21 protein-coding genes are annotated in these 19912 nt (G+C 61.4%); 16 read left to right on the forward strand and 5 right to left on the reverse strand.

Features of this window, described 5'->3' with window-relative positions:
* Positions 1-352: 352 nt before the first annotated feature.
* The gene (locus HMPREF3140_RS01560; RefSeq protein ID WP_012737335.1) at positions 353-1474 is read left to right on the forward strand and encodes a ribosomal protein uL16 3-hydroxylase; all 1122 of its coding nucleotides are present in this window, start codon (positions 353-355) and stop codon (positions 1472-1474) included.
* Between the two features lie 47 nt (positions 1475-1521).
* On the opposite strand, the gene kacT is transcribed toward HMPREF3140_RS01560, so the two are convergent.
* The 4 genes from kacT to cusR form a co-directional block, all read right to left on the reverse strand.
* Positions 1522-2055, reverse strand: coding sequence for a type II toxin-antitoxin system toxin KacT (gene kacT, locus HMPREF3140_RS01565; protein ID WP_032412932.1), 534 nt, complete (start codon positions 2053-2055; stop codon positions 1522-1524).
* A gap of 10 nt (positions 2056-2065) precedes the next feature.
* Positions 2066-2332: a type II toxin-antitoxin system antitoxin KacA gene (gene kacA / locus HMPREF3140_RS01570; protein ID WP_002887278.1), complete on the reverse strand. Its 267-nt coding sequence runs from the start codon at positions 2330-2332 to the stop codon at positions 2066-2068.
* Positions 2333-2434: 102 nt separating this feature from the next.
* Positions 2435-3868, reverse strand: coding sequence for a Cu(+)/Ag(+) sensor histidine kinase (locus HMPREF3140_RS01575; protein WP_070552821.1), 1434 nt, complete (start codon positions 3866-3868; stop codon positions 2435-2437).
* Positions 3858-4541: a copper response regulator transcription factor CusR gene (gene cusR / locus HMPREF3140_RS01580; RefSeq protein WP_002887273.1), complete on the reverse strand. Its 684-nt coding sequence runs from the start codon at positions 4539-4541 to the stop codon at positions 3858-3860. Before cusR ends, HMPREF3140_RS01575 begins: the two co-directional genes overlap by 11 nt.
* A 171-nt stretch (positions 4542-4712) precedes the next feature.
* On the opposite strand from cusR, the gene HMPREF3140_RS01590 reads away from it, so the two are divergent.
* From HMPREF3140_RS01590 to HMPREF3140_RS01610, 5 genes are all read left to right on the forward strand, one after another.
* Entirely contained in the window at positions 4713-6095 is a 1383-nt protein-coding gene (locus HMPREF3140_RS01590; RefSeq protein WP_032412927.1) for an efflux transporter outer membrane subunit, read from the forward strand.
* A 17-nt stretch (positions 6096-6112) separates the two neighbouring features.
* On the forward strand, positions 6113-6445 hold the full coding sequence (cusF, locus tag HMPREF3140_RS01595) for a cation efflux system protein CusF (protein WP_025368487.1): 333 nt from the start codon (positions 6113-6115) through the stop codon (positions 6443-6445).
* Positions 6446-6490: 45 nt separating this feature from the next.
* Positions 6491-7753, forward strand: coding sequence for an efflux RND transporter periplasmic adaptor subunit (locus HMPREF3140_RS01600; RefSeq protein WP_023317481.1), 1263 nt, complete (start codon positions 6491-6493; stop codon positions 7751-7753).
* Positions 7754-7764: 11 nt separating this feature from the next.
* Positions 7765-10914 (forward strand): CusA/CzcA family heavy metal efflux RND transporter, encoded by a 3150-nt coding sequence (locus HMPREF3140_RS01605; RefSeq protein WP_070552822.1) that lies wholly within the window; start codon positions 7765-7767, stop codon positions 10912-10914.
* 72 nt (positions 10915-10986) lie between these two features.
* A complete protein-coding gene (locus HMPREF3140_RS01610) occupies positions 10987-11334 on the forward strand; it encodes a DUF1294 domain-containing protein (protein WP_004177568.1) in 348 nt (115 codons plus the stop codon).
* A 9-nt stretch (positions 11335-11343) separates the two neighbouring features.
* On the opposite strand, the gene HMPREF3140_RS01615 is transcribed toward HMPREF3140_RS01610, so the two are convergent.
* On the reverse strand, positions 11344-11877 hold the full coding sequence (locus HMPREF3140_RS01615) for a lipocalin family protein (RefSeq protein WP_002887259.1): 534 nt from the start codon (positions 11875-11877) through the stop codon (positions 11344-11346).
* Positions 11878-11993: 116 nt separating this feature from the next.
* Here HMPREF3140_RS01615 and HMPREF3140_RS01620 point away from each other — a divergent pair, with 116 nt between their 5' ends.
* The 10 genes from HMPREF3140_RS01620 to HMPREF3140_RS01665 all read left to right on the forward strand — a co-directional run bounded on the left by HMPREF3140_RS01620 (position 11994) and on the right by HMPREF3140_RS01665 (position 19809).
* A complete protein-coding gene (locus tag HMPREF3140_RS01620; protein WP_004192228.1) occupies positions 11994-12722 on the forward strand; it encodes a MerR family transcriptional regulator in 729 nt (242 codons plus the stop codon).
* A 232-nt stretch (positions 12723-12954) separates the two neighbouring features.
* The gene (locus HMPREF3140_RS01625) at positions 12955-13389 is read left to right on the forward strand and encodes a nuclear transport factor 2 family protein (protein ID WP_004178448.1); all 435 of its coding nucleotides are present in this window, start codon (positions 12955-12957) and stop codon (positions 13387-13389) included.
* Positions 13386-14105, forward strand: coding sequence for an SDR family NAD(P)-dependent oxidoreductase (locus HMPREF3140_RS01630; RefSeq protein WP_004222355.1), 720 nt, complete (start codon positions 13386-13388; stop codon positions 14103-14105). Before HMPREF3140_RS01625 ends, HMPREF3140_RS01630 begins: the two co-directional genes overlap by 4 nt.
* On the forward strand, positions 14102-15361 hold the full coding sequence (locus HMPREF3140_RS01635) for an NAD(P)/FAD-dependent oxidoreductase (protein WP_032412921.1): 1260 nt from the start codon (positions 14102-14104) through the stop codon (positions 15359-15361). Before HMPREF3140_RS01630 ends, HMPREF3140_RS01635 begins: the two co-directional genes overlap by 4 nt.
* A gap of 1 nt (position 15362) precedes the next feature.
* A complete protein-coding gene (locus tag HMPREF3140_RS01640) occupies positions 15363-16085 on the forward strand; it encodes a DUF1365 domain-containing protein (RefSeq protein ID WP_004177578.1) in 723 nt (240 codons plus the stop codon).
* Positions 16082-17302, forward strand: a complete 1221-nt coding sequence (locus HMPREF3140_RS01645; protein WP_032412918.1) for an SAM-dependent methyltransferase — start codon at positions 16082-16084, stop codon at positions 17300-17302. The genes HMPREF3140_RS01640 and HMPREF3140_RS01645 overlap by 4 nt, the downstream gene beginning before the upstream one ends.
* The gene (locus tag HMPREF3140_RS01650; RefSeq protein ID WP_032105392.1) at positions 17299-17784 is read left to right on the forward strand and encodes a DUF2878 domain-containing protein; all 486 of its coding nucleotides are present in this window, start codon (positions 17299-17301) and stop codon (positions 17782-17784) included. Before HMPREF3140_RS01645 ends, HMPREF3140_RS01650 begins: the two co-directional genes overlap by 4 nt.
* On the forward strand, positions 17781-18305 hold the full coding sequence (locus tag HMPREF3140_RS01655) for a hypothetical protein (protein ID WP_032412917.1): 525 nt from the start codon (positions 17781-17783) through the stop codon (positions 18303-18305). Before HMPREF3140_RS01650 ends, HMPREF3140_RS01655 begins: the two co-directional genes overlap by 4 nt.
* The gene (locus HMPREF3140_RS01660; protein ID WP_032412913.1) at positions 18302-18853 is read left to right on the forward strand and encodes a DUF3833 domain-containing protein; all 552 of its coding nucleotides are present in this window, start codon (positions 18302-18304) and stop codon (positions 18851-18853) included. Before HMPREF3140_RS01655 ends, HMPREF3140_RS01660 begins: the two co-directional genes overlap by 4 nt.
* A complete protein-coding gene (locus HMPREF3140_RS01665) occupies positions 18850-19809 on the forward strand; it encodes a YbgA family protein (RefSeq protein ID WP_070552823.1) in 960 nt (319 codons plus the stop codon). Before HMPREF3140_RS01660 ends, HMPREF3140_RS01665 begins: the two co-directional genes overlap by 4 nt.
* Positions 19810-19912 lie beyond the last annotated feature (103 nt).

The raw sequence follows: 19912 nt of genomic DNA on the forward strand, positions 1-19912 counted from the left end.
GAACCGGCTGTTTGTGTGAAGTGATTCACATCTGCCGTGTCAGTGGGAGCGCATTATAGGGAGTTCGCCGGAAGTAGCAAGCGTTAAAATAGAAAAATCTTATCGACCGCTCATTATTTGAACTTTTCGCTAATTCATCTTCTTACCATTAAAGGCTCAATCCCAGTGTTCATGCGGCCTGCAGCGCAATTTACGCTAAGATCGGTTTTTGGCAAAAATGTGATTTTTCTCTCTTACCCAACGCCATTATCGCGCCGATGGTGAATTAAGCACCACTCTTGACCCACGACAATGCGCCCGCCCGGCCCTCATTTCTATAATCAGGCCCGTTTCTTCTTACTGGTAATAATCGATGGCTTATCAACTCAACATTAACTGGCCCGAGTTTTTAGAAAAATACTGGCAGAAACAGCCGGTGGTATTAAAAAACGCGTTTCCGGACTTCGTCGACCCGATTACTCCGGACGAGCTAGCCGGATTAGCCATGGAGCCGGAAGTCGACAGCCGGCTGGTCAGCCTGAAAAACGGCAAATGGCAGGCCAGCAATGGTCCTTTTGAACATTTCGACGGGCTGGGCGAAACCGGTTGGTCCCTGCTGGCCCAGGCGGTAAACCACTGGCATATGCCTGCCGCCGAGCTGGTGCGTCCGTTCCGCGTACTGCCGGACTGGCGCCTGGACGACCTGATGATCTCCTTCTCCGTCCCCGGCGGCGGTGTCGGCCCGCATATCGATCAGTATGACGTCTTTATTATTCAGGGCATGGGCAGCCGCCGCTGGCGCGTGGGTGACAAGCTGCCGATGCGTCAGTTCTGTCCGCATCCGGCACTGCTGCACGTCGATCCGTTCCCACCGATCATTGATGAAGATCTGCAGCCAGGCGACATCCTCTATATTCCACCGGGATTCCCGCACGACGGCATAACCCACGAAACCGCCCTGAACTACTCCGTCGGCTTCCGCGGGCCAAACGGCCGCGACCTGATCAGCAGCTTCGCCGACTATGTGCTGGAGAACGATCTCGGCGGCGAGCACTACAGCGATCCGGACCTCACCTGCCGCGAGCATCCGGGCCGGGTTGAAGAGTATGAACTCGAACGTCTGCGCACCATGATGATCGATATGATTCGCCAGCCGGAAGACTTCAAGCAGTGGTTCGGCAGTTTCGTCACCACCCCGCGTCACGAGCTGGATATTGCGCCGGCGGAACCACCGTATGAAGAAGAGGAAGTGGTCGATGCGCTGCTGGGTGGTGAAAAGCTTTCCCGCCTGAGCGGCCTGCGCGTTCTGCATATCGGCGACAGCTTCTTCGTGCATAGCGAACAACTCGACACCACCGATGCCGAAGCGCTGGATGCGCTGTGTCGCTATACCTCATTAGGCCAGGAAGAGCTCGGCAGCGGCCTGCAGAATCAGGCGTTCGTGAGCGAACTGACGCGGCTGATTAATCAGGGCTACTGGTACTTCGAAGAGTAAGAGAGTCGCGATACTGCGGGCAGCCGCCTGGCGCTGCCCGGTTTCTTTTATGACTCATCGTCAGTAAAGAGCTGTTCAATCGATTTGGTCGGATAAAACAGTAAGTTACTATTTTCATCCACGAGCTGTATAAACCCCAGACGAAGATAGAATGCTTTAGCCTTCTCATTAAGGGCTTCAACAAACAATCCGTAGATGCCAACGGCTTTAGACGCTCCCCACACCACTCGCATCGCATGGGCAACCAACATCTCTCCCCAGCCCTGCCCCTGAACAGATTTATCAATGGCCAGCCGCCCGAGGGTTACGCTTGGCGCATTTTGATACGGGATTTTCTTTTGCTGAGTTTTAGACGGCAACATGCCTCGCTCGAAACAACTCCCCGATAAGGTGTAATAACCCAGCAACCTGGGAACGGTATCCCCGGAGAGCAGCGCATAACCCCTTAAGATTTGTCCATCGTGCTGCCGCTTGAAGTGCTCTTTTAAAAACGTATTCAGCGCTTCCTCGCCGCAATCAAATCCAGTGATATCGTAGCTGAACGCATCGGCAATCATCTCAATCGTCAGTTGCTGCTCCATTAGCTCTACCTTACCTGGTTTGTAGACGCTTCGCTGCACGTTTCAGTCGATCATTCGGGGCTGGCGGTTGGGTAATCGCCTCCATCACCAGGCTCCATGATTGCTCATTGAGGACCATTCTGCGGTGCTGCTCAATCACTTCCGCAGCACGTTCTGAGGCACTGGCAACCACAAACTGGGTAATCGTCTGATTCGAAATTGCCGCAGCTTCCTCGATGATGCTCTTATCATCATCGGTTAATCTCAAATCTATACGCTGCTTTTTAAGTGCGGGCATACGTTATCTCCGGCCTGTTGCAAACTTCATGTACGGTTATTTTCCGTACATTTAATATAGCGACAGAAAGCCACATACTCAACTATCACTCGCGGATTGCGCCTATTTCGGCAACACTACAATAAACCGCGTCGAGCGCAGATCGGACTGCGCCGCCACGCTGCCGTGGTGGGCTCCGACAATCGATTTCACAATCGCCAGGCCGATGCCGCTGCCCTCCCCTTTGCGCTGGCGCGAGGGGTCGACGCGATAGAATCGGTCAAACAGGCGCGGCAGATGCTCGGCGGCAATCGGCGTACCGGGGTTCTCCACCACCAGGCGTACCGTCTCCGCGCTTTCGCTCAACTGGATGGTCACCGCCTGCCCGGCCGGCGTATAGCGGATCGCGTTCGACAGCAGGTTGCTGATTGCCCGCCGCAGCATCAGCGGATCGCCCGTCACCCGGCAGGGGCTACCGACAAAGCGCAGCGCCACCGCTTTCTCTTCCGCCCACGCCTCGAAAAACTCAAACACCTTATGCACTTCATCGGCCAGATCCAGCGCCTGTTGCTCAGGGATCAGCTGGTTATTATCCGCCTGGGCGAGGAACAACATATCACTGACCATCCGCGACATCCGCGAGAACTCTTCGAGATTGGAATACAACACCTCTTCCAGCTCCTGCGGGCTGCGGCTCTGGCTTAAGGCGATTTCGGTTTGCGTCACCAGGTTGGTAATCGGCGTGCGGATTTCATGGGCGATATCGGCGGAGAAGTTGGACTGGCGGGTAAAGACATCCTCTATGCGCTCCAGCATATGGTTAAACGACAGCGCCAGCCGCTCCAGCTCGACAGGCACCGCCTGCGGGTCAAGGCGCACATCGAGATCCCGCGAGGTAATATTCTGGATCTGGCGACTGATCTGGCGGATCGGCTTATGCCCCTGGTAGACCACAAACAGCACGATGGCGATGATCAGCAAACTAATTATCGACGCCGCGGAGATCAGCTTCGCTTTCAGCTCATTAATATAGTGCAGGTGAAAATCGATGGATAAGGCCATCAGCAGGTGGTACGCCGGTTTACCGTCCGCCTGCTTGCCCAGCGGCAGCATGATCAGCCGCCAGGCGCGGGTTTCCATTGGATGATTATCGTGCGCCATTGCCCGCGGCTGCGGGTCGGTCCATGAAATCACATTCCCGTCGCGGAGCTGCATCGCCAGCCCCGGCGTACTCAGCATATGGCTGAGATCCGGCCCGTTGGGCGACTGGAACAGAATATTGCCCTGGCCATCGTCCAGGCAGATGAAGACGTTGGCGTAGCCCGCAATGATATTCTTCACGATCTCCAGCCGCCGCGCCGGCGGGTAGTCAGCGTGGTCGAGGACCGTCTCCAGGGTGGGGCTGAGCTGTCTGAGATCGTGAACGTCGCGCTCTTCAAAGTGGGCCTTCACCGAATGGATCATGATCCAGGTGAAGGCAAAGAAAGCGATGATGGTGGCGAGGCTAATAAAGAAGGTCAGCCGGGTGGCCAGGGAAAAGGGGCGCTTAGCGGCCATCCGGCACCTCAAGCATATAGCCGACGCCGCGCACGGTCTGGATCAGCTTCGGCTCGAAGTCGTTATCAATTTTGGCGCGCAGCCGCTTCACCGCCACGTCAATGGCGTTAGTGTCGCTGTCGAAGTTCATATCCCACACCTGCGAGGCAATTAACGAACGGGGCAGCACCTCGCCCTGATGACGCAGGAAGAACTCCAGCAGCGTGAATTCCTTACTGGTCAGGGTGATGCGGGTGGCGCCGCGCGTCACCTTGCGGCTGACCAAATCGACGCTGAGATCGGCCGCCTGAAACTGGCTTTCGACGATGACCGCCGCCCCGCGGCGCAGCAGAGTACGCACCCGCGCCAGCAGCTCCGCAAAGGCGAACGGTTTTACCAGATAGTCGTCAGCGCCCAGCTCCAGCCCCTTCACCCGATGCTCAATGGTGCCCAACGCGGTAAGCAGCAGGATCGGCATGCCTTTCCCGGCGGCGCGCAGCATGCGCACGATATCCCAACCGTTCACATCCGGCAGCATGATGTCGAGGATCAGCAGATCGTAATCGCTGGTCATCGCCAGGTGATAGCCGTTGAGGCCGTTATCGGCCAGGTCGACGACGAAGCCGGCCTCGGTGAGCCCTTTGGTCAGGTACTCTCCGGTTTTCTTCTCATCTTCGACAATCAAAATCTTCACGGCAGGCTCCTTCACGCGCGCTTTGTGCGGGTATTCAATTTTAGAGGAGCGCCTCCGGATAGCAATGAAATATCAGGAAAATGACAGCTTTGTCATTTTCCCGTCACGCCCTGAACAGAGCCCGCTACGTAAAGTAGCCGCCATGGATAAATCGTCGAAACTTCTGCCGCCATGCGCTCAATACAGCTACTTACCCTCAGCGTGATATTTGCCTTAACCGGCTGTCTGTCACTTGCTCCGGACTATCAGCGCCCCGCAGCGCCGGTGCCGCAGCAGTTCTCACTCAGCCAGAACAGACTGGTTGCCGCAACGGCGGGTTACCAGGAGACCGGCTGGCGCACCTTTTTCGTCGACCCGCAGGTGAAAAGCCTGATTAGCACCGCGCTGACCAACAACCGCGATCTGCGGATGGCGACGCTGAAAGTGCAGGAAGCCCGCGCCCAGTACCGGGTAACCGACGCCGACCGCTACCCACAGCTTAACGGTGACGGCAGCACCACCTATGGCGGCAAGCTCAAAGGCGACACCACCAGCAGCGATTATGCCGCCGGCTTAAACCTCAGCTATGACCTCGATTTCTTTGGCCGGCTGAAAAACCTTAGCGAGGCCGACCGACAGAACTTCTTCGCCAGCGAAGAGGCACGGCGCGCAGTGCATATCCTGTTGATTGCTAACGTTTCACAAAGCTACTTCAACCAGCGGCTGGCGGCAGCGCAGCTGCAGGTGGCCAACGATACCTTACAGAACTATCAGCAGTCTTACGCCTTCGTTGAAAAACAGCTGCTGACCGGGAGCACCACCGTGCTGGCGCTGGAGCAGGCGCGCGGCATGATCGAAAGCACCCGCGCCGATATCGCCAAACGGCAAGGTCAACTGGCGCAGGCCAATAACGCCCTGCAGCTACTGCTCGGCAGCTATCAACGGCTGCCGGACGATAACGCCAGCAGCGCGGTAGACCTGAAAGGCGTAACCCTGCCGCCGTCGCTCTCCTCAGAGATCCTGTTGCAGCGGCCGGATATTTTAGAGGCCGAACACAGCCTGCTGGCGGCCAACGCCAATATCGGCGCCGCGCGGGCGGCCTTCTTCCCGTCGATTACCCTGACCAGCTCGCTCTCTGGCAGCAGCAGCGAGCTCTCCAGCCTATTTAACGCCGGCAGCGCGATGTGGAACTTCATCCCCAAAATTGAACTGCCGATTTTCAACGCCGGGCGTAATCAGGCCAACCTCGATCTGGCGGAGATCCGCCAGCAGCAGCAGGTGGTCAACTATGAGCAAAAAATACAGTCCGCCTTTAAGGAGGTGGCCGACGCGCTGGCCCTGCGCCAAAGCCTGGCCGATCAGATTGCCGCCCAGCAGCGCTATCTCGCTTCACTAAATATCACCCTGCAGCGCGCCACTGCGCTCTATCGCCACGGCGCGGTCAGCTACATCGAAGTCCTGAGCGCCCAGCGCGACATTTTCACCACCCGACAAACCCTGCTGGAACTCAACTATTCCCGTCAGGCAAATGAAATCACCCTGTTCACCGCTCTCGGCGGCGGCTGGATGGAATAACCCAAGGAGTCCCGAACATGAATTCACTATCTAAAATCGCCCTGTTCACCCTGCTCTCTGGCGCGGTGTTCGCCGCCCAGGCTGCCGACCCGCACGCCGGCATGGCGATGACCACCGCGCAGGCGCAAAGCATCCGCGGCAAAGGCGTCATTAAAGCCATTGATATGGATAGCAAAAAAATCACTATCGCCCACGAGGCCATCCCGGCGGTGAACTGGCCGCCGATGACCATGCGCTTCACCATCACCCCGCAGACGCAGCTCAACAATGTAAAGGATGGCGACAGCGTGGACTTCACCTTCGTTCAGCAGGGCAATCTGTCGTTGTTACAGGATATCCGCGCCCAATAACGGCCCGGCGACGGTAGCCCCCCTCAATAACTGAATGGACGACACATGGCATCCCTGACACTGAAAAATACGGCGCTGATCCTTGGCAGCATGGTGATTGGCGGCGCGCTTACCGCGGCGCTGTACGCCCGACTGACGCCGACCCACGCTGCCGCTCCGGCGGCTGAGCAGCAGCGTAAAGTGCTGTTCTGGTACGACCCGATGTACCCGAATACTCGCTTTGATAAACCGGGTAAATCGCCGTTTATGGATATGGATCTGGTGCCGAAATACGCTGATGAGGAGAGTGCCGTCGCCGGTGCGCAAGGGGTGCGTATCGACCCGACGCAGACCCAAAACCTCGGCGTAAAAACCGCCGCGGTCACCCGCGGGCCGCTGCGCTACGCCCAGACCTTCCCGGCCAACATCAGCTATAACGAGTACCAGTACGTGATTATGCAGGCGCGGGCGGCGGGCTTTATCAATAAAGTCTATCCGCTGACCGTCGGCGACAAAGTCAAGCAAGGCACGCCGTTACTCGAGCTGACCATCCCGGACTGGGTGGAAGCGCAGAGCGAATATCTTTTATTGCAGGAGACCGGGGGCACCGCCACGCAGGTCGAGGGGATCCTTGAGCGTCTACGCCTCGCCGGAATGCCAGATGACGATATCCGCCGCCTGAAAACCACGCGTAAAATCCAGACCCGCTTTACTCTCAAAGCACCGATCGATGGCGTTATTACCGCCTTCGATCTGCGCGCCGGAATGAATATCGCCAAAGATAATGTGGTGGCGAAAATTCAGGGCATGGACCCGGTATGGGTCAGCGTGGCGGTCCCCGAGTCCATCGCCTGGCTGATTAAAGACGCCTCGCAGTTCGCCATTCAGGTTCCCGCCTGGCCGGGCAAAACCTTCCGCATCAGCAAATGGACCCTTCTCCCCAGCGTCGATAGCGCCACCCGCACCCTGCAGCTGCGCCTGCAGGTCAACAACCCGGATGAAGCGCTGAAGCCGGGGATGAACGCCTATCTGCAACTGACCAGCGAAAGCGCCCCGATGCTGCTGATCCCCTCCAAAGCGCTGATCGACAGCGGCAGCGAGCAGCGAGTGATCACCGTCGATAACGAGGGCCGCTTCGTGCCGAAAATCGTGCAGGTATTCCATGAATCCGCCGGCGTCACGGCCATTCGCAGCGGGCTGCAGGAAGGTGAGAAAGTCGTCGCCAGCGGCCTGTTCCTGATCGACTCGGAGGCCAATATCGCCGGCGCGCTGGAGCGCATGCGCGCGCAGGCCCCTGATGCCGCGGCCTCTGCCGCCCACGCGCACTAAGGAACGGAACCATGATTGAATGGATTATCCGCCGCTCGGTGGCCAACCGCTTCCTGGTGATGATGGCGGCGCTGTTTCTCAGCATCTGGGGAACCTGGACCATCATCCACACCCCGGTAGACGCCCTGCCGGATCTCTCTGACGTACAGGTGATCGTCAAAACCCGCTATCCGGGGCAGGCGCCGCAGATCGTCGAAAACCAGGTCACCTGGCCGCTGACCACCACCATGCTGTCAGTCCCCGGTGCCAAAACGGTTCGCGGCTTCTCGCAGTTTGGCGACTCCTACGTATACGTGATTTTTGAAGACGGCACCGATCCTTACTGGGCGCGCTCGCGGGTGCTGGAGTATCTCAACCAGGTGCAGGGCAAACTTCCCGCCGGGGTCAGCGCCGAAATGGGTCCGGACGCCACCGGCGTCGGCTGGGTCTTCGAATACGCGCTGGTCGACCGTAGCGGCAAACACGACCTTGCCGAACTGCGCTCGTTGCAGGACTGGTTCTTAAAATATGAGCTGAAAACCATTCCTAACGTCTCGGAAGTGGCGTCGGTGGGCGGTGTGGTCAAGGAGTACCAGATTGTCGTCGACCCGATGAAGCTGACCCAGTACGGCATCAGCCTCGGCGAGGTGAAATCGGCGCTGGACGCCTCTAACCAGGAGGCGGGCGGCTCTTCCGTCGAACTGGCGGAAGCCGAATATATGGTGCGCGCCAGCGGCTACCTGCAGACGCTCGACGACTTCAAAAATATCGTGCTGAAAACCGGGGATAACGGCGTGCCGGTCTATCTTGGCGACGTCGCGCGGGTGCAGATCGGCCCGGAGATGCGCCGCGGAATCGCCGAGCTTAACGGCGAAGGCGAAGTGGCCGGCGGCGTGGTGATCTTGCGCTCCGGCAAGAACGCCCGCGAGGTGATCTCCGCGGTCAAAGAGAAGCTGGCGTCGCTGCAAAGCAGCCTGCCGGAAGGGGTGGAAGTGGTCACCACCTACGACCGCAGCCAGCTTATCGACCGCGCCATCGACAACCTCAGCTACAAGCTGCTGGAAGAGTTTATCGTCGTCGCCCTGGTCTGCGCCCTGTTCCTGTGGCACGTGCGCTCGGCGCTGGTGGCGATTATCTCGCTACCGCTCGGCCTGTGCTTCGCCTTTATCATGATGCATTTCCAGGGGCTCAACGCCAACATCATGTCGCTGGGTGGGATCGCCATTGCGGTGGGGGCGATGGTCGATGCCGCCATCGTGATGATTGAGAACGCCCATAAGCGGCTGGAGGAGTGGGAGCATCAGCACCCGGGAGAGAAGCTCAGCAACGACACACGCTGGAAAATAATTACCGAGGCCTCGGTGGAGGTCGGCCCGGCGCTGTTTATCAGCCTGCTGATTATTACCCTGTCGTTTATCCCGATTTTCACCCTCGAAGGCCAGGAGGGCAAACTGTTCGGCCCGCTGGCCTTCACCAAAACCTGGTCGATGGCCGGGGCGGCGCTGCTGGCGATCGTGGCGATCCCGATCCTGATGGGCTTCTGGATCCGCGGCAGGATCCCGGCGGAGAACAGCAATCCGCTGAATCGCTTTTTGATCCGCATTTATCACCCGCTGCTGCTGAAGGTCCTGCACTGGCCGAAGACTACCCTGCTGATTGCGCTCCTGTCGATCCTGACGGTTGTCTGGCCGCTTAACCGGGTCGGCGGCGAGTTTCTACCGCAGATCAACGAGGGCGACCTGCTGTATATGCCGTCCACGCTGCCGGGGATCTCCGCTGCGCAGGCGGCGGATATGCTGCAGAAAACCGATAAGCTGATCATGACGGTGCCGGAAGTGGCGCGGGTGTTCGGCAAAACCGGCAAAGCCGAAACCGCCACCGACTCGGCGCCGCTGGAGATGGTGGAGACCACCATTCAGCTCAAGCCGCAGGATCAATGGCGACCGGGGATGACCATGGAGAAGATCGTCGAGGAGCTGGATAAAACCGTGCGCCTGCCGGGACTGGCGAACCTGTGGGTGCCGCCGATCCGCAACCGCATCGACATGCTCTCCACCGGCATCAAGAACCCGATTGGCATTAAAGTTTCCGGCACCAACCTGGCCGATATCGACGCCATCGCCGGGCAAATTGAAGTAGTGGCGCGCACCGTGCCGGGAGTCACGTCGGCATTAGCCGAGCGGCTGGGCGGCGGGCGCTACCTTAACATTGATATTCAGCGTGAGAAGGCGGCCCGCTACGGGATGACCGTCGGCGATGTGCAGTTGTTCGTCTCGTCCGCCATCGGCGGGGCGATGGTTGGCGAAACGGTAGAGGGCGTCGAGCGCTATCCGATCAACATCCGCTACCCGCAGAGCTATCGCGACAGCCCGGAGACCCCGCGCCAGCTGCCGATCCTCACGCCGCTGAAGCAACAGATCGTTCTTGGCGACGTCGCTGAGGTGAAAGTGGTCACCGGACCATCGATGCTGAAGACCGAGAACGCCCGCCCGACCAGTTGGATCTACATCGATGCCCGCGACCGCGACATGGTGTCGGTAGTGCACGATCTGCAGCAGGCCATCGGCAAGGAGGTGAAGCTGAAGCCGGGCATCAGTGTGTCCTACTCCGGGCAGTTTGAGCAGCTGGAGCGCGCCAATCAGAAGCTGAAGCTGATGGTGCCGATGACGCTGATGATTATCTTCGTGCTGCTGTATCTGGCGTTCCGCCGCGTCGGCGAAGCGCTGCTGATTATCACCAGCGTGCCGTTCGCCCTTGTGGGCGGGATCTGGTTCCTCTACTGGATGGGGTTCCATCTGTCGGTGGCCACCGGTACCGGCTTTATCGCCCTCGCCGGGGTGGCGGCAGAATTTGGCGTGGTGATGCTGATGTACCTGCGCCACGCCATCGAGGCCGAGCCATCGCTGGAGAATCCGCAGACTTTCAGCGTCGATAAGCTCGACGAGGCGCTGTACCAGGGGGCGGTGCTGCGCGTTCGGCCGAAGGCGATGACCGTGGCGGTGATTATCGCCGGCCTGCTGCCGATTTTATGGGGCACCGGCGCCGGTTCGGAAGTCATGAGCCGTATCGCCGCGCCGATGATTGGCGGGATGATCACCGCCCCGCTGCTGTCGCTGTTTATCATTCCGGCGGCGTATAAGCTGATGTGGCTGTATCGGCATCGGGGCAAGCGTAGCCAATAGCCCGCCGCGTTTACGCCGGTCCGGGAAATTGGCTATAGTGGCGCCATTCTTCTGGCCGGCGTGAACGTCCCTATGAATCTGAACCTGGTATGTTATTCCCTGCTGCTGCTCACCGCCGTGGGCAGCGCCCTGCTGCCCTACCCGCTGGCGATGTGGTTTTTACTGAGCAGCCTTCTGACATGGCTTATCTATGGCGCCGACAAGCTGGCGGCGCGCAAAGCCTGGCGCCGGGTGCCGGAAACCACGCTGCTGGTGCTGGGCCTGGCGGGAGGCTGGCCGGGGGCCATCCTCGGCCAGCAGTGCTTTCGCCATAAAACGCAAAAGCAGCCCTTCCGGACGCGGTTTTTCATCAGCGTAGCGCTCAACGTGGCGGCGCTGGCCGGGCTGTACGTGGTTTATACCCATCTGCTCAGCCGCTAAGCGGCGAGGCTAGCGCGGCGTCTGGCGGATCCACACCAGGCGATCGACGTCAAAGCCCAGCTCGCGCGCGGTATTCAGGTAATCCTGCTTCACCGCCGCCGGAATGGTGGGGGTGCGCGACAGGATCCACAGATAGTCACGGTTGGGGCCGCTGACCAGCGCGTACTGGTAGTCGTCGTCCAGGCGGATCACGTTATAGCCGCCGTAGAATGGCCCGAAGAACGACACCTTCAGCGCCGCGGTGGTGGGGGCGCCGGTGAAATAGGCTTTCCCGTCGCTCTCATTCCAGCGTTTTTTGACCGGGTCATAACCGCGGTTGACGACGCTGATCCCCCCATCGCTGCGGGCGCCGTAGGTGGCGGTCACCTGCTCCAGGCCTCGCTCGAAGCGATTCTCCAGGCGAGCGACCTCATACCATTTTCCGAGGTAACGGCTGGCGTCAAACCCGCTAATCGGCTGAACGCCTTTCGGCGGCGTGGGCGATTTACAGGCCACCAGGGTTAACGCGATAGCGACGCCAGTGACAACAGGCCATAGCTTCATGAGAACTCCTTTCATTTACGCGGTTGGGGAAAGTGTAGTGCAAAGCCACTACACTTCACGCCAGCCGTCGTGATTCGTAGTATATTGAGAATATTCTTTGTTAACAGGTGGCCTCCATGCCTTACTCCATCGGCGAATTTGCCCGACTATGCGGGATAAATGCGACCACGCTTCGCGCCTGGCAGCGCCGCTACGGCCTGCTTAAGCCGCTGCGCACCGATGGTGGACACCGTTTGTACAGCGATGACGACGTCCAGCAGGCGCTGAAGATCCTCGACTGGGTGAAAAAAGGGGTGCCGGTCAGCCAGGTGAAACCCCTGCTGTCGCGCCCCGGCGCGCGGCGCACCAATAACTGGTTGACGCTGCAGGAGACCATGCTGCAGCGGCTGAAAGAGGGAAAAATCGAGTCTCTGCGCCAGCTGATCTACGACGCTGGGCGCGAATATCCGCGCCAGGAGCTGGTAACCGAAGTGCTGCGTCCGCTGCGCAGCCAGGTCTCCGCCAACGTGCCGGCCATCATGACGCTGCGCGAAATTCTCGACGGCATCATCATCGCCTATACCTCGTTTTGCCTCGAAGGCGACAAGAAGGCGCCCGGGGACAACTTTCTGATCACCGGCTGGCACCTGACCGACGCCTGCGAAATCTGGCTTGAGGCGCTCAAACGTACCGGCCAGGGCCATCGCATCGACGTCCTGCCGGTGCCTCCCGCCGCCCTGGCGCCGGAGATTTTTCCCCAGCGCAACTGGCTGCTGGTCACCAGCGGCAAACTTTCCGCCGCCCGCCAGAGGCAGGTCGAACTCTGGCAGCAGCAGGTCGTCTCCCTCGAGATAATTCCGCTCTAACCCCCCTGTTTTAACCTACATCCCCTCTCTGAGACGCCAGCGCCCGGTGGCGCGGCGGGCTCACGCTTGCCCTTTGCGCCACCCGCGATTTTCACTCCTTAAAACACCAATCATAACAACATGATTTTTAACATAAATAAAATATATTTTTCTACAAACTTGGACAAATAATTTTATTTGTGTAAGTTTTAAGTATGCCATTACGCTACCGTATCTAGCCAGGATGTGATCCATGAGCACCTCGCCGTCCGTGATTCGTCGTTTCGTTGAGTACTACGCCGGGCTGGACGCGCAGCCGCCCGCGGCGCTGGCCGCGCTGTACCATCCGGACGCCACGCTGAGCGATCCTTTTGGTCAGCATCAGGGGCTGTTCGCCATTCAGCGCTACTTTACCCATCTGCTGGCCAACGTGGAGCAGTGCCGGTTCACCATCGACACGCCGCTTTGCGACGGCCAGCGGTTCGCCGTGACCTGGACCATGCACTGGTCGCATCCGCGCATTGCCGGTGGAGAAACCCTGGCCCTGCCGGGCTGCTCGGTGGTGGACATCGCCGGGGAGCAGGTTCTCCATCAGCGCGACTACTACGACGCCGGGGAGATGATCTACGAGCATCTTCCCCTGCTGGGCTGGGCGGTACGCGGCGTGAAGCGGAGGGTGCGCTCATGATGACGGTGCTCATCACCGGCGCCAGCTCCGGGATCGGCGCCGGCCTGGCGAAATCCTTCGCGGCGGATGGCCATCTGGTCATCGCCTGCGGGCGCGATGCGTCGCGCCTGGCAGCGCTCCAGCAGCTCAGCCCCAACATCAGCGTACGCCTGTTCGATATGACAGACAGGGACGCCTGTCGCCAGGCGCTGACAGGCTGTTTTGCCGACCTGATCATTCTCTGCGCCGGGACCTGCGAATACCTCGACCACGGACAGGTGGATGCTGCCCTCGTGGAGCGGGTGATGGCCACCAACTTCCTCGGGCCGGTGAACTGCCTGGCGGCGCTGCAGACGCAGCTGGAGGCAGGCGATCGGGTGGTGCTGGTCAGCTCCATGGCGCACTGGCTGCCCTTCCCGCGCGCGGAAGCCTATGGCGCCTCCAAGGCGGCGCTGAGCTGGTTTGCTAACAGCCTGCGTCTGGACTGGGAGCCGAAAGGGGTGGCCGTCACGGTGGTCTCTCCGGGCTTCGTCGACACCCCGCTGACGCGCAAAAACGACTTCGCCATGCCCGGCCGGGTGAGCGTGGATCGGGCGGTGGCGGCGATCCGCCATGGCCTGGCGAAGGGCAAAAACCACATCGCCTTCCCCACCGGTTTCAGCCTGGCCCTGCGTCTGCTGGCCAGTCTGCCATCGGGTATCCAGCGCCTGCTGTTGCGCAGGATGGTGCGCTCATGAACATCGCCATCATCGGCAGCGGCATCGCCGGGCTGACCTGCGCCTGGCGACTGGCCGGACACCATCAGGTAACGCTGTTCGAAGCGGGCGCCACGCCGGGCGGCCACACCGCCACCGTGGATGTCGCCACGCCGCAGGGCACCTGGGCCATCGATACCGGATTTATCGTCTACAACGATCGCACCTATCCGCGCTTTATGGGCCTGCTCAGCGAGCTGGGGATCGCCGGGCAAAAAACGCAGATGAGCTTCTCGGTCCACAACCCGGCCAGCGGCCTGGAGTACAACGGCCACAGCCTGACCTCGCTCTTCGCCCAGCGGCGCAATCTGCTGAAGCCGGCCTTCTGGGGACTGCTGAGCGAGATCGTCCGCTTCAACCGCCTGGCGAAACTGGCGCTGACCGAGGCGCTGGATCCAGGCGCGACGCTGGAGAGCTTCCTCGCCCGCCACCGTTTCAGCCCCTTCTTCGCCCGCCACTATATTCTGCCGATGGGGGCGGCCATCTGGTCGTCGTCGCTGCAGGAGATGCGCCGCTTCCCGCTGCCGCTGTTTTTGCGCTTCTTTGAAAACCACGGTCTGCTGGATATTCGCGATCGCCCGCAATGGTACGTGGTACCCGGCGGTTCCCGGGAATACGTTCGCGCCCTGCTCGCCAGGCTCGGCGATCGCCTGGATCTACGCCTCAACGCGCCGGTGCAGCAGGTGGACCGCCACCCGGCGGGGGTCACCCTGCGGCTGGCGTCCGGGGAGGCGCATTTTGACCAGGTGATCTTCGCCTGCCACTCCGCGCAGGCCCTGGCGATGCTGGCGGCGCCCACCGATTCCGAACGAGAAGTCCTCGGGGACATCGGCTGGCAGCGTAACGAGGTGGTGCTGCACAGCGATCCGCGCTGGCTGCCGGAGCGCCAGCGCGCCTGGGCCAGCTGGAACTATCGCCTGAGCGACGGGGATCGGGCCCGGGCCTGCGTCACCTACAACATGAATATTCTCCAGGGGCTGCCCGCGGGCGCGCCGCTGTTCTGCGTTACCCTGAACCCGGACGCGCCGGTGGACGATCGCTACGTCTGGCAGCGCTTCGTCTATGAGCATCCGCTGTTTAACCCGCAAAGCTGGTCGGCCCAGCTGCGGCGCGAAGAGATTAACGGCCAGCAGCGGAGCTGGTACTGCGGGGCCTACTGGTACAACGGCTTTCATGAGGATGGGGTGCGCAGCGCGCTCGACGTGGTGCAGGGCATCGCCGCGGCGGAGGGCAACTGAAATGAACAGCTGCCTCTATCAGGGCGTCCTGCGCCACCGTCGCCTGCAGCCGAAGGCGCACCACTTCGTCTACCGCCTGTTTATGGCCTGGCTCGACCTCGACGAACTGGACAAGCTGCCTGAGGCGGGCATCCGCCGCAACCGCCTGGCCGCCGCCGCCTGGTACGACGCCGATTATCCGCTGGGCGCGCCGCTGAAGGCCCAGGCGCTGAATCGGCTGGAGAGCCTGACCGGCTGCCGCCCGGCGGGCCGCGTGATGCTCCTGACCCAGCTGCGCTACTTCGGCTTCCATTTTAATCCGGTCAACTTTTACTACTGCTATGACGAGGCCGACACCCTGCGCTGGGTGCTGGCCGAAGTGCGCAACACGCCGTGGAATGAGCGTCATTACTACGCGGTGGACGGCCAGCAGGCACGCCCGCTGGAGAAAGCCTTTCACGTTTCGCCGTTTAACCCGATGGACATGGTCTATCACTGGCGCTTCAACGCGCCCGGCAAAACGCTGCACATGCATATTGAAAACCATCAGGCCAGCAAGGTGTTTGACGCCACCCTGGCCCTGAGCCGCGTGCCGTTGACCCGCGCCAACCTGCGCGGGCTGCTGCTGCGTCTGCCGCTGATGACCCTGAAAACCGTCCTCGCCATCTACTGGCAGGCGCTGCGGCTGTGGCTGAAGCGCGTGCCGCTGTATAACCATCCTGTCAGCAGGAGTGAACGCTCATGACCGATCCCGTCTTTGCGCTTGAACCAGATGTGCCGCGCAACGTGCGGCTCGCGCGCTGGCTGCTCTTTCGTCTGTTGAGCGGCCTCCGCGAAGGCTCGCTCACCGTGCGCGAAGGGGCGCAGACGTTTCATTTTGGCGACCCCGCCGCCGCGCTGCGCGCCGAGGCGCGGGTCTGCGCGCCGGAGGTGTACTGGCGTCTGCTGACCGGCGGCAGCCTGGCGGCGGCCGAGGCCTGGATGGACGGCGACTGGGAGAGCCACCAGCTGACGGCGCTGCTGCAGATCCTTGCGCGCAACGGCGAGGTGCTGGGGCGTCTGGAGCGCGGCTTTCGTCTGCTGGGCAAGCCCGTCGCCCGCCTGCGCCACTGGACCCGCCGCAACACCCGCGCCCAGGCGCGGGAGAACATCGCCGCCCATTACGACCTCGGCAACGAATTTTATGCCCATTTTCTGGATGACGACCTGCTCTACTCCAGCGCGCTGTTTACCGACGACCAGCAGGATCTGACCCAGGCCCAGCGGGCCAAGATGGCGCGCCTGTGCGACCAGCTGGCGCTCACTCCCGGCGATCATCTGCTGGAGATTGGCACCGGCTGGGGGGCGCTGGCCGAGTACGCCGCCCGCCATTACGGCTGCCGGGTCACCACCACCACCCTTTCCCGGGAGCAGCACCGCTGGGCTACCGAGCGCATGGCCCGCGCCGGGCTGCAGGATCGCGTCGAGGTGCTGCTCTGCGACTACCGCGATCTGCGCGGCGAGTACGACAAACTGGTGTCGGTGGAGATGATTGAGGCGGTGGGCCAGCGCTACCTGCCGGCCTTCTTCCGCACCTGCCAGGCGCGCCTGCGCCCGGGCGGCAGAATGGCCCTGCAGGCGATCACCATCCAGGATCAGCGCTATCGCGACTACAGCAAAAGCGTCGATTTTATCCAGCGCTACATCTTCCCCGGCGGCTTTTTGCCCAGCATCACGGCAATGAGCGAGCTGATGACCCGCCATACCGATTTTGTGGTGCGCAACCTGTTCGACATGGGCCCGGACTACGCCCGCACCCTGGCCCACTGGCGGCAGCGTTTTACCTACGCCTGGCAGGATATTGAAAAGCTCGGCTTTGATGAGCGTTTCCGCCGGATGTGGCTCTACTACTTCGGCTACTGCGAAGCCGGATTTAACGCCCGCACCATCAGCGTGGTGCAGCTCACCGCGGAGCGGGTATGACACGCCCGGCGCAGCATCTGCTGATGGCCCTCGCGTTCGATGTTTACTGGACGCTGGTGGTGATGTTGCGCGAGCGCGGTCTGCTGATCTGGCTGACGCTGGCCATTTTCGCCTGGCTGCGGTTGCCGGCGGCCAGTCGTCCGCCCGCCCTGCTGTTGGCCGCGGCGGGCTGCGGTCTGGACGCCTGCTGGGCGCTGGCGGGACTGATCGATTTTCGCGGCGACAGCCTGCTGCCCCTGTGGATGGTGGCCCTGTGGCTGATGTTCGCCGTCGTCTGGACCCGACTGACCCGCACCGCGACGCTTCCCGGCTGGGTGCTGGCCACGGCCGCCACCGTCGGCGGCCCGGTGGCCTACCTGATCGGCGCTCGCCTCGGAGCCATGACCCTGCTGGTGCCGACGGCGCTTGCTGTGGCCGCCATGGCCTGCGGCTGGCTGGTGATCATGCTGCTGTTCCATCTGGGGATGGGGAGGCAAAAATGAGATTCGCCCTGTTACTGCTATGGCTGACCGTCCTCGCCCCGGCGGCCCACGCCGCCGACTGGCTGGCGTGGCGCCGCGTCGGCGAGGCGACCCTCACCTGGGGGCCGTTCACCGTCTATCACTCACAGCTGCGCACGCCCAATGGTCGGTATGACGGCCCGCAGCAGGATCGGGCGCTGATCATCACCTACCAGCGCGACATCGATCGCGAGGCGCTGGTGGACGCCACCCGCGACCAGTGGCAGGCGCAGGGTATTCTGCAGCAGGAGCCACGCAGCGAAGCCTGGCTGCGCATGCTGCAGGGGCTCTGGCCGGACGTCGCGCCGGGCAGCCAGCTGGCGTTCGTGGTCCGCGGCGGCGAGGGGCAGTTCTGGTACCGCGCCAGCGCCGCACAGACCGCCTTTACCCCGCTCGGCCCGCGCCAGTCGGCTGCGTTCAGCACCCGCTTTCTCGCCATCTGGCTCGATCCGCGCACCACTTATCCCGAACTGCGTCAGCAGTTGATCGGAGGTACTCCATGAAACGCATTCTGACCCTTGGCCTGGCGCTGCTGATGCTGATCCTCGCCGGCTGCAGCACCGAGGTCACCGAATACCGGCAGCAGCAGCCCGCCCTCGACATCTTTCACTATTTTCAGGGCCGAACCGAAGCGTGGGGGATGGTGCAGGATCGCCGCGGCAAGCAGCTGCGCCGCTTCCATGTAGCGATCGATGGCGACGTCGTCGGCGATACCCTGACCCTCCATGAGCGCTTTGTCTATGACGATGGCGAGAAGCAGCAGCGGGTATGGCGCATTCGCCGCACCGGCGATAACCGTTATCAGGGCACCGCCGGCGATATCGAAGGGGTGGCCAGCGGCCAGGCGGCAGGCAATGCCTTTCACTGGCGCTACAGCATGAACGTCGAGGCCAGCGGCAGCCGGTGGCTGCTGCAGTTTGACGACTGGATGTACCTGCAGGACGGCAGCCATTTGTTTAACAAAACCGAGATGAAGAAATTCGGCATTACGGTCGCCACCGTGACCCTTTTCTTTACCCGAACCACAGCAGAAGAGAGGACAGCGCCATGAACACGCAACCTGTCATTGGGATCAGCGGATGTTTAACCGGCTCAGCCGTGCGATTCGACGGCGGGCATAAGCGTATGGGCTTTGTGATGGATGAGCTCGCGCAGTGGGTGGCGTTTAAACCCGTCTGCCCGGAGATGGCGATCGGCCTGCCCGTTCCCCGCCCGGCGCTCCGCCTGGTGCAGACCCCGGTCGGGGAGATCCGCATGCGCTTCAGCCACGCCCCGCATGAGGATGTGACGGAGAAGATGGCTGATTTCGCCAGCGCCCACCTGGCAACCCTGGGTGAGCTGTCGGGCTTTATCGTCTGCGCCAAATCGCCGAGCTGCGGGATGGAGCGCGTGCGGCTATATGATGAAAAAGGCAATCGCGGGCGTAAGGAAGGCGTGGGGCTGTTTACCGGCGCCCTGATGGCGCGCTACCCATGGCTACCGGTGGAAGAGGATGGCCGGCTGCACGATCCGCTGCTGCGGGAGAATTTTGTCGAGCGCGTTTTCGCCCTGCATGAACTCAACGCCCTGCGCGCCCGCGGCCTGACCCGCCACGGCCTGCTGGCCTTTCACAGCCGCTACAAGCTGCAGCTGCTGGCTCACCACCAGGCGGGCTACCGGGAGATCGGCCCGTTCGTCGCCTCGCTGCATGAATGGGAGGATCTGGAAGCGTTCTTCGAGGTCTATAGCGAGAAGCTGATGGCGATCCTCAAGCAGCCCGCCTCGCGGAAAAACCACACTAACGTGATGATGCATATACAGGGTTATTTCCGCGACCAGCTGAACAGCCGCCAGCGCGGCGAGCTGCGGGAGGTGATCCTCAACTATCGCGCCGGGCTGCTGCCGATCCTCGCCCCGCTGACGCTGCTTAAGCACTATCTGGCCGAGTATCCGGATCGCTACCTGCAGGCGCAGAACTATTTTGATCCTTACCCGCAGGATCTGGCCCTGCGCCTGACGGTGAACTGAGGGAGTTGGCCTGAACCAGCTGCCCGGCCGCGCTGCGCTTGCCGGTCCTGGGGGGTGTGAGCCTGTATGAGGGAACGTAGGCCGGATAAGGCATTTATGCCGC

The organism is Klebsiella sp. HMSC16A12 (genome assembly GCF_001808265.1).
In the GTDB taxonomy this organism is placed as follows: domain Bacteria; phylum Pseudomonadota; class Gammaproteobacteria; order Enterobacterales; family Enterobacteriaceae; genus Klebsiella; species Klebsiella pneumoniae.